This window comes from Micromonospora sp. CCTCC AA 2012012 (genome assembly GCF_040499845.1).
Lineage (GTDB): Bacteria > Actinomycetota > Actinomycetes > Mycobacteriales > Micromonosporaceae > Micromonospora > Micromonospora mangrovi.
Genome location: NZ_CP159342.1, coordinates 1,069,014 through 1,091,922, shown reverse-complemented (window position 1 = coordinate 1,091,922; position 22,909 = coordinate 1,069,014). Strand labels below are relative to the sequence as shown.

The window sequence follows — 22,909 nt, the reverse complement described above, 5'->3', positions numbered from 1 at the left end:
CAAGGCGCTCGGTCGGATTCTGCATGGCTGGGACCGTCCTGCGGACCGTCGCGGCCGAGTGGGCTACACCTTTGACGCTCGCGATCATCGTGGGGCTCGTGTTGCTGGCAACGCCGGCCCGGCTGCCGTCGGCACAGGCAGTCGGCGACCTTCCCAACGTGGTGCCGAGTGTGGGCCGCATCGCGCTCGGGCTCGCCAACCTCGCCGCGACCATCGCGGTCGTAGTGTCGCGCCATCGCCTCGGCTTAGCGACCGTGCTAACCACAATCCCCTGGGTGCTCTCACCGTTGGCGACAACAATGATGTGGGGCTGGTGGCTGGCAAACCTGGCCGTACTCGGGGTAGCGGTCTTTGACGGTGTCCGCCGACGCGCGCTGTGGATCGCAGCCTTGGCGATCGCCCTGGCACTGATCTACTGCACAAGCGGGGTGTACTGGAGCGTGCCGCTCGTCGGACCGATCCACCTGTACGCCAGAGACCCGGGTCGGTGGTTCGACGGCACCAGACTGTTCTACCTTGCGGCGTACCTGGGCGCGGTAGCAGCCGTCGTGCTGACGGCCGTCCTCGCCAGAGCTGTGAAGCGACGGCTGCGGGCCACTCATGCCGCGTCGATCTCCGTACCGCCAGCGGCGGAACCCGCCGAAGCGGCCGCGCCCGCCGACGGCGTGCCATCACGCCCCGCCGAACGGGCCCCGTCCGGGCCGAGGGCCCAGCGGATTGCCACCCTCACCCGACGCGAGCAAGAGGTGCTGCTCGCCGCCGCACGAGGCTTGTCCAACGCTGAGATCGCCGCTGATCTGGTGATCAGTGAGGAGACAGTCAAGACTCACATGTCTGAAGTGCTGCGCAAACTCGGCTGTCGCAACCGGGTGCAGGCTGTCATCGCAGCCTACGAGTCGGGTCTTGTCACACCCACGGCCACATGACGCGCGGGCGCCCGATCCGCGAGGTCCACTACCACGTCGGCCGCTGAGGGCTCCCCCGCACTTCAGCGGCCGGCACCTCGTTCAAGAGGCTCAAACGCATCCGGTGCCTCATCGACAGCTGCCGGTACTGCGGCCGGACGCTCTCTGCCCTGGCGGCGATCGCTGCGGCTAGGTGCTAGACGTGTCCGGTCGGACGGCTCCTCAGCCGTTGGCCTACGCTTCAGCCTCCTGGCGACACGGGCCCGCAAGCGTCTCGATCGCTAACGGCAGCGGCTCCGGTTCCACCCGCGCGAGGCTCACCAAGCACTCCGACGGCTCAATTCCCTCGCTGACCGCGTCGACGTACGCCTTGGCATCCCGTAGGCCCATCCGCGGCGCTTGCCGGCGGACATACCGCAGCGCCGACATCCTGTCCCCACCCTGCACGAGGGCACGGACGTCGGCGAGCAACGGATCCACAGGCCTGACGCCCCTGTACTGCCGCAGATATACCTCAGCCCACCGGTCCGAGCCGCATATCGCGACCGGGATGTGGTGGATGCTGCCGTCTTCCCCATCTACGAGGTAGGGGCCCTGCCCCACCAGCATCCGTCCGAAATCACCGGAACGCAGGTACTCAACAGACTGCCAGGAGATCAACCACCCGAGCGTGTGCTCCTCGACACTGGAGACCGCGACCTCGGGCACATCGGCCAGCCAGCCCTCCCGTCGCTGCTTGACCAGCAAAGCCTCGACAAGCGCGACAGCGCGCTCCCTGGTGATCACAACCGGCATCATCCATCACGACGACCACCACACCAACCGCATTCGAACCCGCGCCCGTGTCTCATCGAGGGCTCACTGCTCCCGTCGACGTCCTGTCATCGGCGTCTGTGGAGAGCGCCCTCCTGACAAGCGGCAGCCCAACACAGTGGGTGCCTTCGGATCCGCCGAGCAGGTCACGAAGCTGCACTTGCTAGCCGTCGCGTCCCGCGTAGCGACTCTCGCTGGCGTGCCGACCGCGGCTTCCGGCATGGTCACCGACAACCGGGCGCCACGGTTCGGCATGGAACGAAGGTTCGACCTGCCCGCGTCACCGCCGCGCCCGCTCGACAGCCTTCTCACTTCGGTGCACACCGAGCCGGCAGATGGGCCTCAGCGAGAACGAATCCGAACGTCCAAGTAGAGTTATCTGAAGGGATGGAATTTGTATGGCAAACTTGTTTCCGTGACATAGCTGATCACAGGCACCGGTTCTCGCCGCCCGCCAAGGTCCAGCAGCAATTCCGTCAGGGTGCCGCAGTAGGACTCCGGCGAATCGTCCATCGAGATGTCGCAGACTACGGTTTGCCAGCCAGCGGGAGAATCAGCTGTTATGCGCCAGCAGAGTAGGTAGTCGGCTTGGATGATGCCCCACATACATAGGTCGCCGACAGAGTTGCCAAAGCGATAGGGATAACCACCCTCCATTTCGGCTCTGTCATTCATTACATCATGATGGTTTGCCGCATAATCGACGAAGTCCTGAATGCTTGGCCATCGGAGAGGATGATGAACCGTGAGGGGACCAATGGCGCCAGGCGGGAATCGCTCGACATATCGGCGATAGTCCGGTGGGAAGTTGTGACCGCACGCTTCAGTGAGATTCAACCAATCCACCTCGCTGCGAGCGAATCCTCCCCATCCCACCAAATCGGCTAGTCGACCTACAGTGTCATCCGGTTGGCTCACACTTAGCTCCGATCCGGCGGCGGATTGTAGGCAGAAGGACTGTTATCGACAAGGAAGCTTCGACTAGCGAAGCGATCATCTAATATATACACCTTTGCTGCATATGGTCGTCGCGCGCCGGTTACCAACACCTGCTGACGGCTGCGGTAGCAACCGCAGTGCGGACGCTTCGTCTGTGGCCTCCAGGGAGCTGGCCGTCGGGGCGACCGCGGTGGTCGATGCTGCCCAGGCAACGGTGGACGGGAGCCGACCGCCGCGATCGAACTCGCCGTCAGGGTCATAGCAAGCGCGGCCAGTCGATGGATCAGTTCATTCCGCCGAGCGCCTCAGCGCGGCAGGGGCCGCAGTTGCGGGCGGGACTGCCCCGATGTCGAGTGCAGTGGTCGGTGCGAGGACTGTCGGCGCGATTGCTGGTCGACGGTCGCGTGCGCGGACGCGCGGGTTTTTCTTTGATGGTTAATGACGGTTCGTCTGAAGCACGGTGCGTGCCGGTCGGTAGCGTGCGTCGTGCCGTCAGGTAGCCGGCTTCGTCCCGTGCGGACGTGGGGTTCGTGCCGTCTGGTAGTGGGCTTCGTACCGTGGGGTAGTGGGCTTCGCCCCGTGCGGACGTGCGTTTCGGGCCGTCTGGAGCTGCGTTTCGTGTCGTCGGCAGGGAAGCGGTGCCCGGGTGGATCGGCGTGGTCGGGTCGTGTGTAGGGGTGTCGTCGAGTCGGCAGGGTTGCTGGCACTCGCCTGGTTGGGGATGCGCGAGAGGTTCGTGGGGGGTGGGGAGCGGCCTGCGGTGTTCGAGTGCCAGGTCCCAGACGACGGGTCTGCGGTCCGGGGGGAGGAACGCGGTGCGTGTCTGGTCGCCGCGGCGGATCAGGCCGAGACTTTCGAGGGTTTTCAAGTCGTTCTGCACGGAGCGGGTGGTTTTGCGGGCGTAGAAGGCGAGGCGTTCCTGGCGGGGGAAGGCGCCCCGGCCGGCATCGTCGGCGTGGTTAGCCAAGCCGATGAGCACGGCGAGACAGGACGGGGGGACGTTGGGTGCGTGGGCGAGCGCCCAGGTGACGGCCTCGATGCTCATCAGGCCGCCTGTGTCGTGTGGGTGTTCCGCGTGATGGTTCCACCGTGTCGGCTTGTTGGTGCCGGTAGCGGGGCACGCCCGTGGTGGTGGCGGTCGACGCAGTTGGTGAGCGTATTCCGGAGTGCTTCACCCCGTGATGGGGTCGCGGTGAGGGGCGGGCGCTGAGTCATGGATGGTCTCTATCTTCTCGGTGTGGGGACGGTGGGCAGAGCCCGTCTGTGGCGTCCTGACTGGGAGGTGATTGATTGACGTCTGCCTTCCCCGCCAAGGTCAAGTCGTAGCGTGGCGTCTGCCGTACCGGCTTCTCCGGGCGGTCGGTGAGGCGCCTTTCCAGGTGGTGCTTCGCGCCGAGCCGGAAGTGCGAGGTGACGAGAAGTCCGGGGTTCACCGCGCGCCCGAGGGATCTGCGTGGGGCCGTCGTACGTGCCTGACGAGAGCCCTCGGGCGGCGGGTGGAGATCAGCGGTGGCGGTTCAGGAGAAGATTCAGGGCGGCGGCCGCCTGGGCGGGCACGACGCCGTTACCGAGGACGCGCAGCGCTCCGGTTCGTGGCAGAGCCAGCGTGGGATCGGTGACCCAGTACGCGGGCAGGCCCAGGAGCCATTCCACGAACGGTGGGGCGAGGACCGATTTGCCGTGCTGGCCGGGTTGGGTGGGTGCGGGGGCGGGGCGGCCGGTCAGGAGTTCCCAGCGGGCGATGGCGGGTGCGTAGGCGCCCCACGTAGCGTCGTCGACGACACCGAGGGTGAGGTGGGCGATGGTGGTGCGTAGGTCGGGTCCGCCGTCGCCGTGGTGTCCGGCGCCGTGCGCATCGGAAGCGCGGGGCGTGGGCAGGTGCACGGCGGCCGACGGCAGGGTGAGGTCTCCGTGGGAGCCGCGTTGTCCGGGGCAGCCTTTGTGTCCGTCGGTGGCGCGGGGTGTGGGCAGTAGGACTTGGGACAGGGGTGGTCGGAAGCCGGGTCCGGCGCGGCGGCCGGGGGTGCCGGTGTCGGTGGCGCGGGGTGTCGGGAGTAGGTGGTGACGGGTGCCGTGGGGTTCGATGAGGTCGGGTAGCCCGTGGTGGTGGCCGGGTCCTTTGCCGTCACGGGCGCAGGGTGTGGGCAGTGTGGGGGGCTTCTCCCCCGGTGGTGGCGAGGAGGAACAGCCGGTCGCGTCGGTGGGGTGCGCCGATGTCGGATGCGCGTAGGCATAGCCAGCTCGTGTCGTACCCGAGCGTGGCCAGGTCGGTGTGGACGGTGTCGAGTCCGCGTCGGCGCAGGGCGGCGACGTTCTCCACGAAGACGACCGGTGGTCGAAGAACGCGAAGGGCTGCGGTGATGTGGAACCAGAGGCTGGAGTGGGGGCCGGTGATGCCGGCGCGTTTCCCGGCGTTGGAGATGTCTTGGCAGGGGAACCCGGCGGTGAGGACGTCGACGGGCGCGACGTGGGTCCAGTCGATGGTGCGGATGTCGCCGAGGTTCGGCACGTCGGGCCAGTGGTGGGCGCAGACGGTGCGGGCGTGTCGGTCGGTTTCGGCGTACCAGGTGAGCCGGCCGCCGAGCACCAGTTCGACGGCCAGGTCGAGTCCGCCGTAGCCGGTGCACAGCGATCCGACTCGGGGCCCGGGTTGGAGGTCACTCACGCCACCTCCCGCGCGGTCTGGCGGGTGTCGGTGCGTCGGGGCTGGTCGTCAGTCATCGGCGGCCCCGGGCGCGTCGGGCTGGGTTTTGGTGAAGATCAGGACGTCTTCGTGGGTGATGAGGTGCAGGGGGGTGCCGGCGGTGCGGGCCTTTCGGATGGCTTGGAGTTGGAAGAACGACGGGCGGGCGACGAGGTGCCCGTCGCGGACGGCGGCCAGGAGCGCGACGCACCGTTCGGTCGGTGTCAGGCCGGCGCGAACGCCGGCGGCGATGACCGCCGACGGCAGGTCGACCAGGTGGCCGTTCTTCCGCCAGGGCCGGGCGGTGACCACGACCGTGCCGCCCGGACGCAGCAGGGTCGCGCAGCCGGACAGGATGTGCGCGAAGCCGTCGGTGAGGCCGGTGAGGTCCCGGTAGGCGAGGTTGCCTTTGTCGGTGCCGTCGTTGTAGGCGTTGTCGAACTTCGTCACCCCGTCGACGCCGGGCCGCACGAGGCCGTGGACGGTGGGCCCGTACGGCGGTGACGTGACCACGAGGGCCACCTGCCCGGTGAGGGCCGCGGGCAGAAGGTGCCGCAGCCGGGTGGCGTCCCCGCGGACCACGGAGGCGCGGCCGGTGGCACCCTGGTGGTGGGCGTGGGTGATGTTGGCGTCGGCGATGTTCGACCAGCGCGGCTCGTACTCCACACCGATCGCGTCGCGGCCCGCATGGACCGCCTCGACGAGGGTGGTGCCGATCCCACACATCGGGTCGAGAACCAGGTCCCCGGGCCGGGTGTAGGCGTGCACGGCGTGCGCCGCGATCGCCGGCAGCATCCGCGCGGGATGCTTCACCGATTCGGGTACGTACCGGCCGCGGCGCTGCACCGGCCCGGTGCGCTGCGCGGTCGCCCAAACCGACAGGTCCCCCGGCCCGTCGGGCGTGTGGCGGTGGGCGTCGTCGTGGTGCTGGGTGTCCTGCGCCGGGATCGCCGGCTGGCTGGGGTCGGCGGGGGAAGGGGTGTCAGCCACGGTGGTCACCGCCCTTCCGGCGGCGCTGCCTCTGCGAGGCGGGGGATGGTGGTGTGGTCGGGCTGAACACGAGCAGGTCGGCGTGGACGCGCAGGTGCGCCACCGTCCTTGGGTGGCTGGCCTGCTGGGCGAGGGTGAGGAGTTCCTCGTCGGTGACGTGGTAGACGAAGGTGTCGCCGTCGGTGTCCGCGGCGACGGCGACGAGGTGTTGCAGGTAGCCCAGGCCGACGGCTGCGGCGGCGGTGGTCACCGGGGTGAAGTCCTCTGGTGCGACGCCGCCGTGGGGGGCGGTGACGACGAGGACGAGGCAGCCGCCGGGGCGCAGTAGCCGCGCGCATGCGGTCAGCAGCCAGGCCAGGCGGTTCCGGTTGGTGGTGTCGGTGGGGTCGAGGGGCCAGCAGGCAACGACCAGGCTGGTCGCCTCGGCAAGTGCCGTGTCACCGGGGTGGCTGGTGGGCAGGTCGGGGTCGGTGAGGTCGTCGCCGAACCAGGTGCTCATGTCCGGCAGGTCGCCGCTGCTGTCATCGGGTCTGGTGGTCGGGTCGGGGCGGGTGGGCGGGGTGGCCGGTCCGATGGTCAGGCTGGATGCGTCGGTGAACCAGCCCGGGTGGTGCCGGCGGGCGCCGGTGGTGCAGACGGCGGTCAGGGCGTGGTCGCCGGTGAGGTCGATGACGGCGTCGCCGGGGCGGCTGTAGGCGGCGACGAGCCGGTAGGCCAGGCGGGCGCCGATGCTGTGGCCGGTGTCGGCGTCGGTGCGGGCGGTGCGCCACACGGTGATGGGTACCGGCGGGTCGCCGGCGACCAGGTCGATCAGGGTCGGGTCGACCTGGTGGGGGTCGACGGGTGGGGCAGGGTCGGGGTGGGGCTGCGGCGTGTGCTCGCTCATCTGGATGTGGGCTCCGCGCCGCGCCGTGGTGCGCTGACATCCTCAAACCGGCGTTTGTCAGCTCTGGCGGACACCTCTCGATCTGACAGAGGTCTGACAGCACCACCGCTGGGACCGTAGGCAGGCCGTTCGGGTGCAGCACGGACCGGCGGCGCGGCAGTTGACGACACGGCCCTGACAGAAGATGACCGACAATCCCGCCCCGGACACGGCGGATGCCTGTGACACCGATGCGTGGCCGGCGCTGTCGGCCGGCGCCGCGCCGTGTCATGCCGGCATGGTGTCGTCGATGACAGCGCGGCGGTGTCATGTCGTCCGGCGGCGCTGCTGTCCGAGCGGTTCGCCCCGCGGAGTGGCATGCCGCCGTCAGGCCGGCGATGTCTGACGCCGGCGTTTTGTCAGAGGCGGCCGGGCCGTCACGGCCAAGTTTTGTCAGACCGCTGCCGGCCCTGCGGGGGCGCGCGGCGCGGCTGTCCAATCCATGGGCGCGGCTGCTGTCACCATCAGTCTGGCAGTGTCAGTTCGCAGGTCAAGGCCACTTTGTCAGACCGTTGTCAGAGTCGACGCCGGTGGCCGCCGGTGTCTGTCAGGTCCGCGCGGCCCGTGGCGTCCTCGACGCCTCGGCCTGTTGTCAGAGGCCTGTGAGGTCGTTGTGGCGCAATCAGTGCCTTCGGCGCCGGGGCCCACCTCCTCGGCTATTCATCGATGACATGGAGTGTGTGGACATGACCGTGTCCGACCCGGACTGGCCTGCCTCGCCGTTTGACGCCGTCGATGCGGCCTTCACGGCGTTGACCACTGGTCCCGCCCCGATGACACTCGACCTGGACAGCCTCGGCCATGACACGGGCCTACCGGCTGGTGTCATGGCACTTCCGGCGCTGCGGGACTGGCTGCTGCGCCGTCCTGACGCCTACGCGGCGCGTGACGCGGTGTGGCGGGAGCTGGTCCGTCGCGCCCGTCTCGACGGCCCGTCGTGGGTGATCGCTGCGGTGGCGATGGCGATGCCCGCGCTGCGCCGGCACGCCGGTCACCTGCGTGCCGGTTGGTCCGGTGATGCCGACGACCTCGACGCGGAGATCCTCACCGGTTTCCTCACCGCGCTGCGCGACCATGTCGACCTGGCCAAGCCTGCCCCGCACGCGGCGCTGTGCATGGCCGCGTGGCGGGCCGGACACGAGATGCTGCGCCGCACCGGCCCTGCCGTGCCGGTGGAGGACGTCGAGCACGTCACCGGCCCCCGCACCCCCCACGTTCCCTACGGCCATCCCGACCTGCTGGTGCGCCGCGCCGCCCGACTCGGGCTGCTCGAGCACACCGACCTCGACCCGTACATCGACCTGCGGCTCGGCCGTAGGGCGATCGAACCGATCGCCGCGCGTCTGGGCATCACCGTCGACGCGCTGCGCAAACGGATGAACGGCATCGATGAGCGGATCGCGGATGCCCTCGCCAAGGGACTGCTCACGAGCGTGGTGTCCCCGGCGGCCCGGGCGCAGCTGCAGAATCAGGCCGTGCACCGGGAGCGGACCCGCGCGGGCCGCGCCACCACCACGTCCGGCCCGGCGGCCGCCGCTGCCTGACCTGGGAGATGTTCTCGAGGCGGGGTCCGAGCGCGAGCTCGGACCCCGCCTCTGCTGTCGCCGCCCTTCCCTACCGCAGTACGCGCGAGCGTGGCGGTCCAGCTCGGCGCCGCACCGGGCTGGACCTGGTAGCCAGCCTCGCTGTGGGACCTGGTGCGACGCGGGATCGCGGGTTGTGTCGTGGGCCTCGGCGCGATCGGACGGGCGGGGCCTGGCACAGGACACCAATACCGATTGACCCGAACCGGGAGTTGACCGTCGCGCTGTCCGTAACGCAACCCACCCGTCTCGGAGATGCGATCCGGTGGAGCTGTCAGACGTGCCGCCCCGCTGCCAGCCGCCCGTCAGGTCGGGGGGTGTCCGCCAGAGCTGACAAACGCCGGTTTGAGGGTGCGGAACCTTTCCTACGGTGCTGATGTGCCGCTCGGGAGGTTCCGTCCGTCGCCGGGCCCCGAGGTGGGGTGACGCGAGCCGGGCACCTCGGGTGCCGCGCCGTCTTGGTGCGCTGACACCTCACCGATACCCGTACATCCGACAGGGAGGACGTGCTCCTCCCGGGGTCTGTCGCGGTTCGATGACGCCCTGTCTCCCGGGCCCGGCGGCGGCATCCATGCCCGCCGTTTCGACGCTCCACCCCTGGCGGGGGTGGAGCCGGAGGTGAACCCGCCCATGTTCCGCATCCTTCGTTGTCGTGTCCTCCTCCACTCCCCTATGACCCGTGTCGCGGGCCGCGTCGCCGCTGTTGCCGGCCCCGGCGTGTTGGTCCTGTGCGTGCCTGCCGCCGCGTACGCCGACACCGGCGCGCCGGTGCTGGCGGTGAACTCCCTGCCGGTGGTCGTGCATAACCTGCAGGTGTGGCTGGTCGGCATGCTCGCCGGGTTGGCCACCCTGTTCCTCGTGCTCGCGGGTGTCTACTGGGCCACGGCCGGCGGTGACCCGGCGCAGGTCGAGCGGGCCAAGGGCGCGTTGAAGAACGCGCTGGTCGGCTACGGCCTGGCTGTCCTGGCGCCGGTGCTGTTGCAGGTCGTTCAGGGCATCGTCGGGGGCTGACCATGGGCTGGCTGCTCGACCAGATCCTCGACTGGCTGGCGACGGGAATCCTCGCGGCCCTGGACGCGCTGTTCGGTGTGATCAGCAGCGCCCTGCTGGTCACCCCGAACGTCACCGGCCTGCCGCAGGTGCAGGCCCTGACCGGCCGTTCGGTTCTTGTCGTGGACACCGTCTTCGTTCTCGCGTTCGTCGCCGTGGGGGTGCTCACCCTGACCGCCGGTGGTGACGAGCGGTCCCGCTACACGGTCAAGGACCTTCTCCCCCGCCTGATTGTGGGGTTCGTCGCCGCGCACTTCTCGCAGCTGTGGTGCGACATGGTCATCGACCTCGCCAACGCCCTCACCGCCACCCTCACCGCCGGCGAGGGCGACACCGACAGTGCCCTTCGGGCGATCAGGACCCACATTACCGCCGGGCAGGACTCGAGCGTTGTGTTGTTGTTCGTGGTCTGCGTGGCGATCATCGCCGTCCTCGTGGCATCGACCGCGTTCAGTGTGATTGTTCGCTTCGCTGTTGTTCTCGTCCTGACCGCGTTCGCTCCCCTGGCTTTGGCGTGTCACGCGCTCCCGCAGACCGATGCGGTCGCCCGCCTGTGGTGGCGCTCCTACATTGGCGCGTTGGCGGTGCCGGTGGTGCAGGGCTTCACCCTGTATGCCGGGCAGTGGATGCTCACCGACCCCGACCATCTGCTGCCGGTGCTCGGCCTGCCGGTCGAACCCGGTGGGGTGATCAACCTGTTCGTCGTGATGGTCATGCTGTGGACCACGCTGCGGGTTCCCGCGCTGATGCGCCGCGTCGTGTCCACGTCGGGCGGCGGCGGGACAAACATGGTCGGCTCCGCGGTGCGGGTGATCCTGGTGCAGCAGGTCACCCGCGCGGTTCCCGGTCTGCGGGCGGTGGCCCGGTGACGCCCCGCGACGCAGGTGACGTCGGTCGGGCGCGGATGCCCGCTGATGTTGACGCCCCCGACACGGTCGCCTACGGGCTGACGTTCCGGCAGTTGGCGATCGTCGCCGTCGCCGCCCTCGCCTTCTACGGCGTGTGGCGGTGCCTGCACACCGTCGTGCCGGTGTCGGTGCTTATGGGTGGCGGCGTGGTCGTCGGTGGGTTGGTGTTCGGTGTCGCGGTCGGCCGTCGCGACGGCCTGCCGCTGGACGTGTGGCTGCTGGCCGCCGTCCGCTACCGCCGGGCCTCTCGGGCGCTGTCGACCACCGACACGACGTCGAAGACCCCCGACTGGGTGCAGGCGCCGAAGGCGCAGGTGATGCTGCCGGCGCCGCTGAGGCTGCCCGCCGACGCGATCGACGACGGTGGGGAGATCCGGCTCGGTGGGACGCGGGCGGCGATGGTCGCCGCGACCACCGTCAACCTGGCCCTGCGCACTCCTGACGAGCAGGCCGCCCTGGTCGACACGTTCGGCCGCTGGCTCAACAGCCTGGCCACGCCCACGCAGGTCGTCGTGTCGGCGCAGCCGGTGGACCTGCACTCGGCCGCCCGCGCTCTCACCAGCGCGGCGAACACGCTGGCGCATCCGGCCCTGGCCGACGCGGCGGCCGACCACGGCCGTTTTCTCGACGACCTGGCCGCCCGCAGGGACCCGCTGCGCCGGCAGGTCCTCATCGTCACCCGCACCAGCCCCGGCGAGCGGGGCGAGCACGCCGCTCGCCGCCGCGCCGACGACACCGTCCGCGCCCTGTCCGGTCTCGGGGTGACCACCCGCGCCCTCGACGGCGCTGCCGTGACGGCGGCGGTCGCCGCCGCCGCCGACCCGTACCGGCCGCCGCGACCCGGTGGCCTCGCCGCCCCCGACACCGTCATCACCGGCCCGGACACGACCACCGTCAGGAAGAAGGATCCCCGATGAAGGCCCTCACCCGTTTCCGTGCGTCCACCGTCGGTGGCCGGCAGTCGTCGGCGTTGGCGGCCACCGTTGCTCCCGCCTCGGTCGAGGTGACACCGCGGATGCTGCGCGTCGGCGACGGCTACGCCGCGACCCTCGTGGTCACCGGCTACCCGGCCGAGGTCGGCCCGGCCTGGTTGGAGCCGCTGCTGTCCTGGCCGGGCCGCCTCGACCTGGCCCTGCACATCGAACCTCTGCCCGCCCCGGTCGCCGCGTCCCGGTTGCGGAACCAGCGGGCCCGCTTCGAGTCCTCCCGGCGGGTTGATGCCGAGTCCGGCAAGCTGTCCGACCCGTCGATGGAGGCCGCCGCAGATGACGCTGCGGACCTCGCCCGGCGGCTCGCTCGCGGCGTGGCGAAGCTGTTCCGTGTCGGGCTCTACTTGACCGTGCACGCCCGCACCGAAGCCGAACTCCTCGACGCGTGCGCGCAGGTGAAAGCCGCCGCCGCGTCGACGCTGATCGAGGTGCAGCCCGCCACGTGGCGGCACCTCGCCGGCTGGACCACCACCCTGCCCCTGGCCACCGACCTGCTGCAGGTGCGCCGCACCATGGACACCGCCGCGTTGGCCGCCGCGTTTCCGCTCGCCTGCGCGGATCTGCCCGCGCCGCTGCCCGGCGATCCCCCGGCCGAGGGCGGCATCCTCTACGGCGTCAACCCCGACTCCGGGGGCATCGTGTGGTGGGACCGCTGGGCCCAGGAGAACTACAACTCCGTTGTCCTGGCCCGCTCCGGCGCCGGCAAGAGCTACTTCGTGAAGCTGGAGATCCTGCGGAACCTGTACCAGCAGGTGCAGGTCGCCGTCATCGACCCGGAGGACGAGTACTTGCGCCTCGCCGACGCCGTCGGCGGCACCGTGGTGCGCCTCGGAGCGGCCGGGGTGAAGGTCAACCCGTTCGACCTGCCCGCCGGGGACACCCGCCCCGACGTGCTCACCCGTCGGGGCCTGTTCCTGCACACCCTCGTCAGCGTGCTGCTCGGCCAGCAGCCGCCACCCGGGGAGCGGGCCGCCCTGGACCGGGCGATCCTCGCCGTCTACCGGGCCGCGGGCATCACCGCCGACCCCGCTACCCATCACCGGCCCGCCCCGCTGCTGCGGGACCTCGCGGACCGTCTGCACGCCGACGATGATCCTGCCGCCGGGCAGCTCGCCGCGCGCCTCGCCCCCTGGGTGGCCGGGTCGTTCTCGAACTTGTTCGACGGACCAACGACCACCCGCCCTGACGGGCACCTGGTGGTGTGGTCGCTGCGGCACCTGCCCGACGAGCTGCGCGCTATCGGCACCCTCCTCGCCTTGGACGCGATCTGGCGGCAGGTCGACGCCCCCCGCCGGCTGGTGCGCCGTTTGGTGGTGGTGGACGAGGCGTGGCTGCTCATGCGGGACGGCGAAGGGGCCCGGTTCCTGTTCCGCATGTCCAAGGCCGCCCGCAAGCGCCACGCCGGATTGACCGTCATCACCCAGGACGTCGCCGACGTTTTGGGCAGCGACCTCGGTCAGGCTGTCGTCGCGAACTCCGCCACGCAGGTGCTGCTCAAGCAGGCCCCGCAGGCCATCGACGCCATCGGTGACCCGTTCGGCCTGACCGCCGGCGAACGACGGCTCCTGCTGTCCGCGCGCGTCGGTCGAGGGCTGCTGATCTGCGGCACCAACCGGACTAGCTTCGAAACCATCGCCTCCGACACCGAGCACCAGTTGTGCACCACCCGCCCGGCAGACCTCGCTCATCTTGACGACGAGGGAGACGACCTGTGATCACGGCCGCCAGCATCACTCTCTCATCCGCCACGCCGACGCCCGGTCCGCCCGGGCCGGGCGTCGGCGTGGTCGCGCCTTCGAGCGTCCCGGCCCGGTGGGTCCTCGACGCCGCTGGGTGGGCGCAGCAGCGGCCCTGGCTGCTGGCCGTGGCCGCCGCCGCCCTGATCGCCGCCGTCGCCGGACGCCAGCTGCTCGCCGGGTGGCGGCATCGGCGGCACGCCGACGGCGCCCGCCTGGTGACGATCGCCCCGCCACCGGAGGTCGACCCGCACAGCGCGCCGGCCCTGTGGGCGAACCTCACCGGCACCCTCACCCCGTCCCGACGTCGCCGCCTCCTCTACGGCAGCCCCCATGTGGTGTGGCAGTACACCTGGACGGGCCGGCGGCTGCTCATCTCGATGTGGGTGCCCGGCACCGTCCCACCCGGCGCCGTCGAAGCCGCCGTCCGCGCCGCCTGGCCGGGCGCCGCCTGCACCACCGACGACACACCCCCACCACCGATACCCATCGACGTGCCGACGGCAGTCGGCGGGCACCTGCTGCCCACCGCCCCCGAATGGCTGCCCTTCGACACCGACCAGGACAACGATCCGCTGCGGGCCCTGATGTCCGCAGGATCCCAGCTACGCGCCGACGAGCACGCCTGCGTTCAGGTCCTCGCCCGCCCCGCCGCACCCCGCCGGGTGCGGCGCGCACGTCGCGCCGCCGCCCGGCTGCGCGACGGGAAGACCCCCATCCCCACCATCAACCCGGCAGCCGCGCTGCTCGCGGTCATCGAGGTGTTCCTACCGGGACCTTCCGCCCGACCCCGGTCCGGCCCCGCCGTGGGAAGGCGGGATCCGGGGGTGGAGCGGGACGTGCGGGCGATCCTCGACAAGACATCCCACCCGCTGTGGGAGACCGCCGTGCGGTACGCCATCGGTAAGGACAGCCGGCGGGTTGCCACCGACCAGCGGCCCCGGCTGCGGGGTATCGCCGACACCGTCGCCGCGTCCTTCGCGGTCTACTCCGGCCGCAACCGCCTCACCCACCGCACCCGCATGCCGCATCCGGCCGCGGTGCTCGCCCGGCGGCGGCTCGGCATTGGGTTCCTCACCTCGACCCCCGAGCTGGCCGCCCTCGCCGCTCTGCCCCGCGACCTGGCGGTGCCCGGCCTGGACCGGGCGCGGGCGAAGTCCATGCCCACCCCCGTCGCGGTGCCCACGGGCGGGCGCGGCACGAAGATGATCGGTGACGCGCAGGTCGGCGGCCATGGTGTCGCCCTGGCCGTCCCCGACGCTCGCTACCACCTGCACGTCGTCGGCTCCACCGGCAGCGGAAAGACGACACTGCTGGTCAACATGGCCGTCGACGACATCAAGGCCGGCCGCGGCACCGTCGTCATCGACCCGCACGGCGACATGGTGTTGGACATCCTGGACCGGCTGCCCGCCTCGGTCGCGGACCGCCTCGTCCTGTTCGACCCCGACCAGCCGAATCCACCCACCCTCAACCCGCTGTCCGGTGACGACCCCGACCTCGTGGTCGACAACCTGGTGTCGATCTTCGGGAACATCTTCGCGAAGGCGTGGGGGCCCCGCATGGACGACGTGATGCGGGTGGCGTGTCTGACTCTGCTGCGGCACGCCAACGTCACCCTGCAGCACATCCCGCCGCTGCTCAACTCCGCGCAGTTTCGGTCGGCGATGACCGTCGACCTCGATGATCCGGCCGGCCTGTCCGGCTTCTGGCAGTGGTACGACGAGCTCAACCCGGCCTTACGGTCGCAGGTTATCGGGCCCGTCCTGGCGCGCCTGCGGGCGTTCCTGCTGCGCGACTTCGTCAAACGCACCATGCGCTACCCGCAGTCGAGTTTCGACATGGGCAAGGTCCTCGACGGTGGAGCTCTCCTCGTCCGGATCCCTAAGGGCCAACTCGGGGAGGACACCAGCAAGCTTCTTGGCTCCCTGATCCTGGCGCAGGTGTGGCAGGCCGCCACCGCCCGCGCCAGAACGGCCCCGGAGAAGCGGCGCGACGCTACGTTGATCATCGACGAGGCGCAGAACTTCCTGACGCTGGCCAACAGTCTGGACACGATGCTCGCCGAGGCCCGCAAGTACCGGCTGTCACTGGTGCTGTCGCATCAGGACCTCGCTCAGTTCCCGAAGGACCTCCTCGCCGCCGCGTCGGCGAACGCCCGCAACAAGATCTACTTCTCGTGCGCCCCCGAAGACGCCCGTGTCCTGGCCCGCCACACGCTGCCCGAGCTGGACGAGCACGACCTGACCCATCTCGACGCGTACACCGCTGCGACCCGTCTCGTCGTGGACGGCCGGCAGACCCCGGCGTTCACGCTGCGTACCCGCCCACCTCAGCCGGTCGTCGGTGAGGCCACCGCGATCCGGGAGATCGCCGCGCGGACGGTGCGGCCGCAGAACACGAGCGCCATCGACGCCCTGGTGGACCGGTGGTCGCATGCCCGCAAGGACACGAGCGCCAAGGCCAAAGGCGGCAGAGGCACTTCCTGACAGAGACGGCCGAGGTAAGGGCGACGAGTGTTCTGCGCTCGCCGCGCTACCGAGGCGAGCTGACGCCGCCCCATCCGTTGGCCCTTCACCTCTCCTTCCATCAGCCGTCAGCTCCGGCCACCCGCGACCGCCACGCTCAGAGGCCTGTCAGTGCTGCTCAAACGCCTGCCGCCGGCCACGGTCACGCGCGTGCAGATTCCAGACACCCCTCCCACAGGAGGGGACCATCCATTCCCCTGAAGGGAAAGCATCGTGTCTACCGATCGTCCGGTCTTCCACCCACCCTCCCTGCACCCTCGCCTTCTGGCCTCCCGCAGCGTCAGCAGCCGCCGCTCCCGGCTGGATAACCTGCGCCGATTGACGATGCGCGACCGGCAGCTCCTGGCGTGGCTCGCCGAGCACTACGTGCTGTCCACCGACCAGATCACCGAGGCGCTGTTCCCGTCGCCCCGCTCTGCCCGCCTACGGTTGGCCACTCTGCACACCATCGACGCCGTCAGCCGGTTCGTCGACATCACCACCGGCGACAGCCAATACCTGTACGCCCTCGGACCGCTGGGGATGCTGGTCCACCCCACCGCCTACAACGATCCCGACCGACTCGATGCCCGACCGCCGCGCAGCAGCATCGACCGGACGGAACGTATCGTCGCGAGTCGTCGCCTGGCGCACCTGCTGGGCACCAACCAACTCTTCACCGACCTCCTCGCCTACGCGCGCGATCGCGACGACGTGGAGTTGGCGCGGTGGTGGTCCGAGCAGCACGCCACCGCCGCCTACGCCATGGCCGGCGTTCGTCCGGACGGGCACGGCATCTGGCGTGCCGAAGGACGGGAGGTGGGATTCTTCCTCGAGCACGACAACGGCACGGAGCCTTTGGCGACGGTGCTGCGGAAGTTGCGTGGCTACGAGCGTCTTGCCGAAGGGGGCCCCTGCTACCCGGTTTTGCTGCGCGTGCGCAGCCGCCGTCGTGAGGCGAACCTTTTGCATGCCCTGGCAGGCGTCCCTACCGCCATGCCGGTCGTCACCGGCGTGCACGACGAGCATCCGGCTGCAGCGGCGTGGACTCTCACCACCGACCCGGGGCGGCGGCGGCGCCTGCACGAGCTGCCCAGCGACCATGGCCCCGACAGCCCCGCCACCAACCCGCACCGCTTCACCCGCCCCGACACCAGCCATTAGCCGGGGAGCACCTCGAGATGGCGCCGACGGTCGAGGTACCCGAACTGCTCCCGCTGGTGCGAGGTGAGCCGACGGCATGGGGCCTACCGGGACAGGTACGCCTTGATACTGGCCGGTATGCGTCCCGCAGTGCTCGCCACGGCGGCCTGCGCCTCCCCGGTCACCGGCACGAGCATCGTCTGCTTGGGTGGAATGACTACCAGGTCACCGACCGGTACCACGCGATCGGGCTGCTGACGCTCGTCTTTCTCGGGCCATGTCCAGATGATGTACACGAGTCGGACGCTCATCTGTTCGCTGTCATCGTTTTTCAACGACACAGTGGTGAACCTGCTGTTGCGGTCGAGTACGCGACCAGAGTCGTCCATCGGGGTGACGACGGGCTCGATGTCGACCCGTGGGGCGTTCACCGTCTCCGCGGTGCGCACGGAGACAGTCACATCCTCCGCCGCCTGGGCTTCCTCCCCTGTGAAGATCAGCACGTCCGTGCCGAAGCCCGGAGGGATGACCAACTCACCACGTTCACTGCCGTAGGCGGTGGTCACCCTCACCGTCGGCAGCGGACGCCGGTGGGCGTCGAGCGCCGTGAACTCCAGCGTCGGGGCCAGCATGGTGGGGCCGTCGTTGTAGATCGTGAGCAACTGGTTCATGAACCCGTCCCCCGTGGTGGCCGCGAACGCGAACCGCAACAAGGCGGTCGGGCCCTTCCCAGTGACGAGCCCACAGCCTGCGAGCAGCACGCCGGCCAGGAGCCCGGCGACCACTCTGTGCGGTGCACGGTTCGCGTACGGAGATGGCAGAAGACGGAGCGCAGTCGACCAGGGGAGCGGCACCGCAGCAGGATACGGCGCTCTCGCGGCCCGTGATGGCCTCGCTCGGTCAACCGTCGTCGCGCATCACCCGCTGCTGGGGCCGCGGTCACCGATCTTGCTGTGGTGGATGACCCGCTGCGCGTCTCCGCCCTCTGACAACCGACACCGTCGTCTGTCAGAACTGCTGGTTCTGACAGTGACTTCGCCTCACCAGCCCACGCTGGCGCTGCGGCGCCTGACAGCGCTGCTCAGAGGCGGTGTGCATCCACGACGTGGGCGGCAGGCCCTGACAGACATCACCGTTACCGTTTCCGGCAACACCACACCCCACAGATCGCTCCACCCCCGGTTCGGTCCCACCTCAGGGACACTCCGCCGCACCCCGCGGTACGCGACGCCCACCCGCTCCGGCCGGTCGGCACGCGCCCCGCGCGACGGCCCTCGAGGTCGCACCAACCACTTGCACCGCTTCTTCTCTTCCGCTCTGACCCGACCCATGTACCCGGTGGGCCGGTCAATCCCGCGTGCCCACACGCACCGAAGGAGGACCTGCGCATGTCCGCTCTGAACGGCACCCCGCTGACCCGTCACGGCAGCCGCGTGCCCGCCACACCCTCCCCACCGGCCGCCGGAAGGGCCACTCCCACGCCCCTACGCCGGCCGGCTCCCACCCCGGCAACTGTCGTCCCGAAGACCGTCACGCCGGCGCCGACCATCGCCACGATGATCGTCTGCCTGCCCGACGAGCTGCCCGCCGAGGCGCTCACCGCGCATCAGCTGCACACACGGTTCGGGGTTGCCGGCACCCTCAAGCCCCAGTTCTGGGCAGTTGCCCAGCTGCGGCTGTGGCAGCGCCAGCAGATGATCGGCCTGCGCAAGGGCCGCCCCGCGCCGTGCGCGGGCGGACCGGTCAGGCTGCTGGACCTGCAGGGTATGCGCCACGCCGCTGGCGTTGGTGCCGGGATCCGCTACCAGATCTGGCAGCAGGTCGTGCACGGCACCCGCCCGGCCATTCCGTGGCCGGTGTTCGCCAGCCGCCATCTCACCGACCCGCAGAAATACCCGTTCGAGGCCGCCACGGCCGACTTCCTCGCGCAGCCGCGCGTCAACGCGATGCGCATGCACGCCGCGGCGACGCCCGGTCCTGGCCAGCCCCACACGAGGGAGCTGGAGATGTATCAGGCAGGCCAGATGGCGTACCAGCACTATCACGCCACCAGCGCGATCGTCGGTGACGCGCTGCTCACCGCCGATGGCCGCAAGCTGGCCCCGGTCAGTGACGCGTTCGCCCACCGGGTGACCTACCTGGAGCAGGCCCTGCGTCATCTCGACTCCGTCGCGCCGGACCAGCGGCTGCTCGCGGTCGCCCTCTAACCCTCCGGCCGGACGGCGCGCACCGGCCCCTGGACGCGAGGGAAGCCGGGCGCGCCGCCCGGCCGCTGCGCATCCGCACCCCGACACCGCAGGCCTGACCCTGCGCACCCCTCACACAAGGAGGTCTCCTCTGATGAGGTCACGACACCGCGCCGCCGCCATCCGTGCGGCGCTCACCGCCGTCGAACGCGACGCGGACACCCGAGGCTGGGATGCCCTGCCGGCGCTGCTCGGCCTGTTCGACGCCACCACCCACCGTCACCAGCCCCGCATCGACACCGACGCCCTCACGATTGACCCGGCGTTCTGGTGGCTGCACGCGCAGACCATCCCTGGCATGCGGCTGCCCTACTGGGTCGGTCTGAAGACCCTCACCACCCACCTCACCACCGCCGAGTCGGCGCCGCTGCTGACGGAGTGGGCGCGCGCCGGGCAGCGGCGGCTGCTCGGGATGGCGTTCCTCGGCGAGGGCCTGGACACCAGCGACGCCGGCCGCCGCCAGGCCGCCGCCCAGGGGCTGCCGACGCCCGAGGAGGGAATCCCGGTGCGGGCGGTCACCGCCTGCGACGTCGACGGCCGGCACTACCAGATCCTGCGGTACCGAGGCCTCGACACCACCACGACCGTCGTGCTGGACGACCCGCCGGCACGGGTGCGGGCCACCGTCATCCCGGCCTGCCTGCGCCACCTGCTCACCGCGGCGCGTGCCTGACCGAACTACACCATCCCCGGGCTGGGACGCGGCAAGGTCCCTCGGACGCACCGGCCGATCCGGTACGCGGTCCCGGCTGCCGCCGGCCGCCAACGCCTCTTCGACCGCTCGCTGCTGCCGCTCCGCGCGCGGGCATCCACCAGCACCTGGCCTGACCGACACCACGCCGTATGGCCACACGTGCCCGTACAGAGCTCGATGGCCGGCCGGGACGCCCCGGGCTGGGGGCCGCACCCACGCCTGGCCGGCAACAGGCCGCCCTTTCCCTTTTCCCATGCTCCGGTGGCCCCGACCGAAACGGCTACTACAGCATCGGCGCCTACCACTGGTCCTGGGACTTACACCACCTCGACGCCTCTCCGTTTACGGCTGCGGCTGCACCTAAGCAACTGAGCCGGCCGCACCCGGGAGAACGCCGCCCGCCGCAGGCGCCGCGGTCGACGTCCGCTCCCGCCGAATCCCCGTTCTAGATCCCCGTGCACTTGATCGGCGCCGCGTTCGAAGCGTGGATCAGTGCTGACCTCCACCCCTTGGAAGGGACACGCCCATGACCGATACCCCAGAGCAGGTGCCGGCGCACGCCATGTTCAAGGTCCTCGCCGCGCTCGGCGCTCTCGGCGAGGCCAGCGCCGCAGCCGTGGCCACCCACGCCGGGCTCGGCTACTCCACCGCGACGGCGAAGCTGCGCGCCTGGGAGCAGACCGGCCAGGTCGAGAAGTTCTCCACCGACGGCAACCGCGCCCTGTGGCGGTTGACCGACAGCGGCCGCGCTCACACGCAAGCCGACCCGCTCTCCCCTGAAGCATCGGCCGACGGGCCCGATGACGAGCCGGAGCAGGCCACACCGGACACCACCGACTCCCCAGGGCCGGAGGGCGAGCAGATCATTCCGGCAGACGGGAACATCGGCGAGGAAGCCTCGGGGCCGGATGCCAGTGCGCTCACCGCGCCGGTCACGGCACCACCTCGTCGTGACGACGAGGAACCCCGACTCTCGGCGGACGCGGACCAGGGTTCAGCAGCCGACCGAGTAGCCGATCCCGCCGAGAGCCACGCCGACGCCCGCGGTGAGGGCCCCTCGGCGACATCTTGCCGTCGACCGAAGGGGTCGCTGTCCGGCGCGGTGCTCGACATCCTCGAAGCCCATCCCGACCGGCAGTACAAGACCGGTGAGCTGTGCAAGCTCATCGACGCCGCGAACGCCGGGTCCGGGACGAAGAAAGCCAGCGCCGGCGCCGTGTACAACGCGGCGGTCAAGCTGGCCGCCGCCGGCACGGCGGTCCAGACCGTGGAGAAGCCGGCCACCTTCCAGTACGCGCCCGTCAGCCGATAGCCCGACCCCTGTCAGGTAGCCCAGGGGCGGACGTCGAAGTTTGGCGACTCACGCCCGCCCCCGGTGCTCCTTATTACCGAAGGAGCAACTTCAGTGTGTCCCACCCTGTACGTCATCGTCACCACTGTCGGCGGGATCCTCGCCGGTCTCGCCCTCGCCGGCGCGCTGCTGTGGCGCCAGCAGCAAGCCCTCGCCGCGGCCCGCTACGAGGCCACCCACGACGAGGTCACCGGCATGCCGAACCGGCGGCTGTTCCTCACCCATCTGCGCGCCGCGCTCGCCGACACCACGCCCGTGGGGGTGGTGCTGCTGGACCTCAACCGGTTCAAGACGGTCAACGACACCCTCGGCCACGACGCCGGCAACGACCTGCTCGATCAGATCGGCCGTCTCCTGACCCGCATCCCCACCCCGGTCCGCATCGCGGCCCGACTCTCCGGCGACGAGTTCGCGCTGCTCGTGTCGGGCGACCGGGACGACACCGCCGCCGTCGCCCACACGGTGTGGCAGGTGATCGCCGCGGAACCGATCCGCGTGGTCAACGGCCCCCTTCGGGTCACGGCGTCGGTCGGCTACACCCACCTCCACCAGCCTTCCGCCACGCCCCGGCAGCTCCTCGCGCAGGCCGACGCCGCCATGTACGCGGCGAAACACACCGGCAGCGGCGTGTGCGAGTACCAGCCGCACCGCACTCCCACCGCGCGTAGCCGCGACCGTCACCTCCGCTGACCCGCCCCTCCCCGGCCCACCGAGGACCCCGCAGCCGACCCGGCTGCGGGGTCCTTTCCCTACCTACGCCCGCAAGGAGGACCGGAGTGTTGTCCTTCACCGTCGTCCACACCCTCAGTGCCTGCCTCCTCGCCGCGAACGCCGACGCCGACCTGCTCGGCTGGGGCCAGCCCGCGACGCTGCTGCTCCTCCACGACCAGCCCGCCGCCGGGCCGGCGGGGCTGCGCGAAATACGGAGCCTGGAGTTCCCGCTGCGCCGCGAAGACCTGCCCACGGACGCGACGGGGCTTCCTACCCTGCTGCAGCGCCTCGCCGACGCTCTGCACTACCCGTCCGCGACGGCCCCCTACCGGGCCACCCTCGCCGCCATCAGCGGCCGCATCCGGGCATGTGCGCCGGACGCACGGCTGCTGGCCTGGGCCGCCTGCTACGACGACATCCCCACCCTCGGCGGCCCGGCGCGCCGTATCGACGCCGTCGACATCGACGGCCGCGCCTACCAGCTGACTCACCTGCGCGGCGAGGACCACCCGCTGCTCCTCGTCGACGACACCCCCGACCCCGGCACGCCCGGCACCCGTCCCGGTCTGGCCGCACTCCTGGCCGCCACCGCACAGGACACCCGTCCCACGACGTGCGGGGGCACGGCGTGACCCACCCACCGGCCCGGGCCCGACCAGCCGGTCGTCGGCTGCCGCGCCACCCACCACCTGGCCGCCCCTGCCGGAGCACCTCCAGCCCTGACAGCCCGTCCCGC

21 protein-coding genes are annotated in these 22,909 nt (G+C 70.6%); 13 read left to right on the top strand and 8 right to left on the bottom strand.

The window, feature by feature from the left end; genetic code table 11:
- Positions 1-71: 71 nt before the first annotated feature.
- The gene (locus tag ABUL08_RS05095) at positions 72-926 is read left to right on the top strand and encodes a helix-turn-helix transcriptional regulator (protein ID WP_350934980.1); all 855 of its coding nucleotides are present in this window, start codon (positions 72-74) and stop codon (positions 924-926) included.
- 213 nt (positions 927-1,139) lie between these two features.
- On the opposite strand, the gene ABUL08_RS05090 is transcribed toward ABUL08_RS05095, so the two are convergent.
- The 7 genes from ABUL08_RS05090 to ABUL08_RS05060 form a co-directional block, all read right to left on the bottom strand.
- Positions 1,140-1,691: a YrhB domain-containing protein gene (locus tag ABUL08_RS05090; protein WP_350934979.1), complete on the bottom strand. Its 552-nt coding sequence runs from the start codon at positions 1,689-1,691 to the stop codon at positions 1,140-1,142.
- Between the two features lie 402 nt (positions 1,692-2,093).
- Positions 2,094-2,564, bottom strand: a complete 471-nt coding sequence (locus ABUL08_RS05085; RefSeq protein WP_350938507.1) for a hypothetical protein — start codon at positions 2,562-2,564, stop codon at positions 2,094-2,096.
- A 376-nt stretch (positions 2,565-2,940) separates the two neighbouring features.
- Positions 2,941-3,702, bottom strand: a complete 762-nt coding sequence (locus ABUL08_RS05080; protein ID WP_350934978.1) for a helix-turn-helix domain-containing protein — start codon at positions 3,700-3,702, stop codon at positions 2,941-2,943.
- A gap of 458 nt (positions 3,703-4,160) precedes the next feature.
- On the bottom strand, positions 4,161-4,541 hold the full coding sequence (locus tag ABUL08_RS05075; protein WP_350934976.1) for a hypothetical protein: 381 nt from the start codon (positions 4,539-4,541) through the stop codon (positions 4,161-4,163).
- Between the two features lie 241 nt (positions 4,542-4,782).
- Positions 4,783-5,322, bottom strand: a complete 540-nt coding sequence (locus ABUL08_RS05070; protein ID WP_350934975.1) for a DNA cytosine methyltransferase — start codon at positions 5,320-5,322, stop codon at positions 4,783-4,785.
- A gap of 48 nt (positions 5,323-5,370) precedes the next feature.
- Positions 5,371-6,288 (bottom strand): TRM11 family SAM-dependent methyltransferase, encoded by a 918-nt coding sequence (locus ABUL08_RS05065; RefSeq protein WP_350938505.1) that lies wholly within the window; start codon positions 6,286-6,288, stop codon positions 5,371-5,373.
- A 34-nt stretch (positions 6,289-6,322) separates the two neighbouring features.
- Positions 6,323-7,216: a hypothetical protein gene (locus tag ABUL08_RS05060; protein WP_350934973.1), complete on the bottom strand. Its 894-nt coding sequence runs from the start codon at positions 7,214-7,216 to the stop codon at positions 6,323-6,325.
- Between the two features lie 725 nt (positions 7,217-7,941).
- Here ABUL08_RS05060 and ABUL08_RS05055 point away from each other — a divergent pair.
- From ABUL08_RS05055 to ABUL08_RS05025, 7 genes are all read left to right on the top strand, one after another.
- On the top strand, positions 7,942-8,799 hold the full coding sequence (locus ABUL08_RS05055; protein ID WP_350938503.1) for a hypothetical protein: 858 nt from the start codon (positions 7,942-7,944) through the stop codon (positions 8,797-8,799).
- 669 nt (positions 8,800-9,468) lie between these two features.
- Positions 9,469-9,849, top strand: coding sequence for a pilin (locus ABUL08_RS05050; RefSeq protein WP_350934971.1), 381 nt, complete (start codon positions 9,469-9,471; stop codon positions 9,847-9,849).
- Positions 9,850-9,851: 2 nt separating this feature from the next.
- Positions 9,852-10,757 carry a conjugal transfer protein TrbL family protein gene (locus ABUL08_RS05045; protein ID WP_350934969.1) on the top strand — a complete coding sequence of 302 codons (906 nt, stop codon included), beginning with the start codon at positions 9,852-9,854 and terminating at the stop codon, positions 10,755-10,757.
- Positions 10,758-10,792: 35 nt separating this feature from the next.
- A complete protein-coding gene (locus ABUL08_RS05040; RefSeq protein ID WP_350934968.1) occupies positions 10,793-11,713 on the top strand; it encodes a PrgI family protein in 921 nt (306 codons plus the stop codon).
- The gene (locus ABUL08_RS05035) at positions 11,710-13,500 is read left to right on the top strand and encodes a VirB4 family type IV secretion system protein (protein ID WP_350934966.1); all 1,791 of its coding nucleotides are present in this window, start codon (positions 11,710-11,712) and stop codon (positions 13,498-13,500) included. Before ABUL08_RS05040 ends, ABUL08_RS05035 begins: the two co-directional genes overlap by 4 nt.
- Positions 13,501-13,568: 68 nt before the next feature.
- Complete coding sequence (locus tag ABUL08_RS05030) at positions 13,569-16,010, top strand: helicase HerA domain-containing protein (RefSeq protein WP_350938501.1); 2,442 nt, start codon at positions 13,569-13,571, stop codon at positions 16,008-16,010.
- 363 nt (positions 16,011-16,373) lie between these two features.
- A complete protein-coding gene (locus ABUL08_RS05025) occupies positions 16,374-17,192 on the top strand; it encodes a replication-relaxation family protein (RefSeq protein WP_350938499.1) in 819 nt (272 codons plus the stop codon).
- Between the two features lie 83 nt (positions 17,193-17,275).
- Here the strand turns inward: ABUL08_RS05025 and ABUL08_RS05020 are convergent, their stop codons facing one another.
- Positions 17,276-17,842 (bottom strand): hypothetical protein, encoded by a 567-nt coding sequence (locus ABUL08_RS05020; protein ID WP_350934964.1) that lies wholly within the window; start codon positions 17,840-17,842, stop codon positions 17,276-17,278.
- 885 nt (positions 17,843-18,727) lie between these two features.
- On the opposite strand from ABUL08_RS05020, the gene ABUL08_RS05015 reads away from it, so the two are divergent.
- From ABUL08_RS05015 to ABUL08_RS04995, 5 genes are all read left to right on the top strand, one after another.
- On the top strand, positions 18,728-19,378 hold the full coding sequence (locus ABUL08_RS05015; protein ID WP_350934962.1) for a hypothetical protein: 651 nt from the start codon (positions 18,728-18,730) through the stop codon (positions 19,376-19,378).
- A gap of 133 nt (positions 19,379-19,511) precedes the next feature.
- The gene (locus ABUL08_RS05010) at positions 19,512-20,090 is read left to right on the top strand and encodes a hypothetical protein (protein ID WP_350934960.1); all 579 of its coding nucleotides are present in this window, start codon (positions 19,512-19,514) and stop codon (positions 20,088-20,090) included.
- A 568-nt stretch (positions 20,091-20,658) separates the two neighbouring features.
- Positions 20,659-21,423, top strand: a complete 765-nt coding sequence (locus ABUL08_RS05005; RefSeq protein WP_350934958.1) for a MarR family transcriptional regulator — start codon at positions 20,659-20,661, stop codon at positions 21,421-21,423.
- A gap of 93 nt (positions 21,424-21,516) precedes the next feature.
- Positions 21,517-22,152, top strand: a complete 636-nt coding sequence (locus tag ABUL08_RS05000; protein ID WP_350934956.1) for a GGDEF domain-containing protein — start codon at positions 21,517-21,519, stop codon at positions 22,150-22,152.
- Positions 22,153-22,238: 86 nt separating this feature from the next.
- Positions 22,239-22,805: a hypothetical protein gene (locus ABUL08_RS04995; protein WP_350934954.1), complete on the top strand. Its 567-nt coding sequence runs from the start codon at positions 22,239-22,241 to the stop codon at positions 22,803-22,805.
- Positions 22,806-22,909 lie beyond the last annotated feature (104 nt).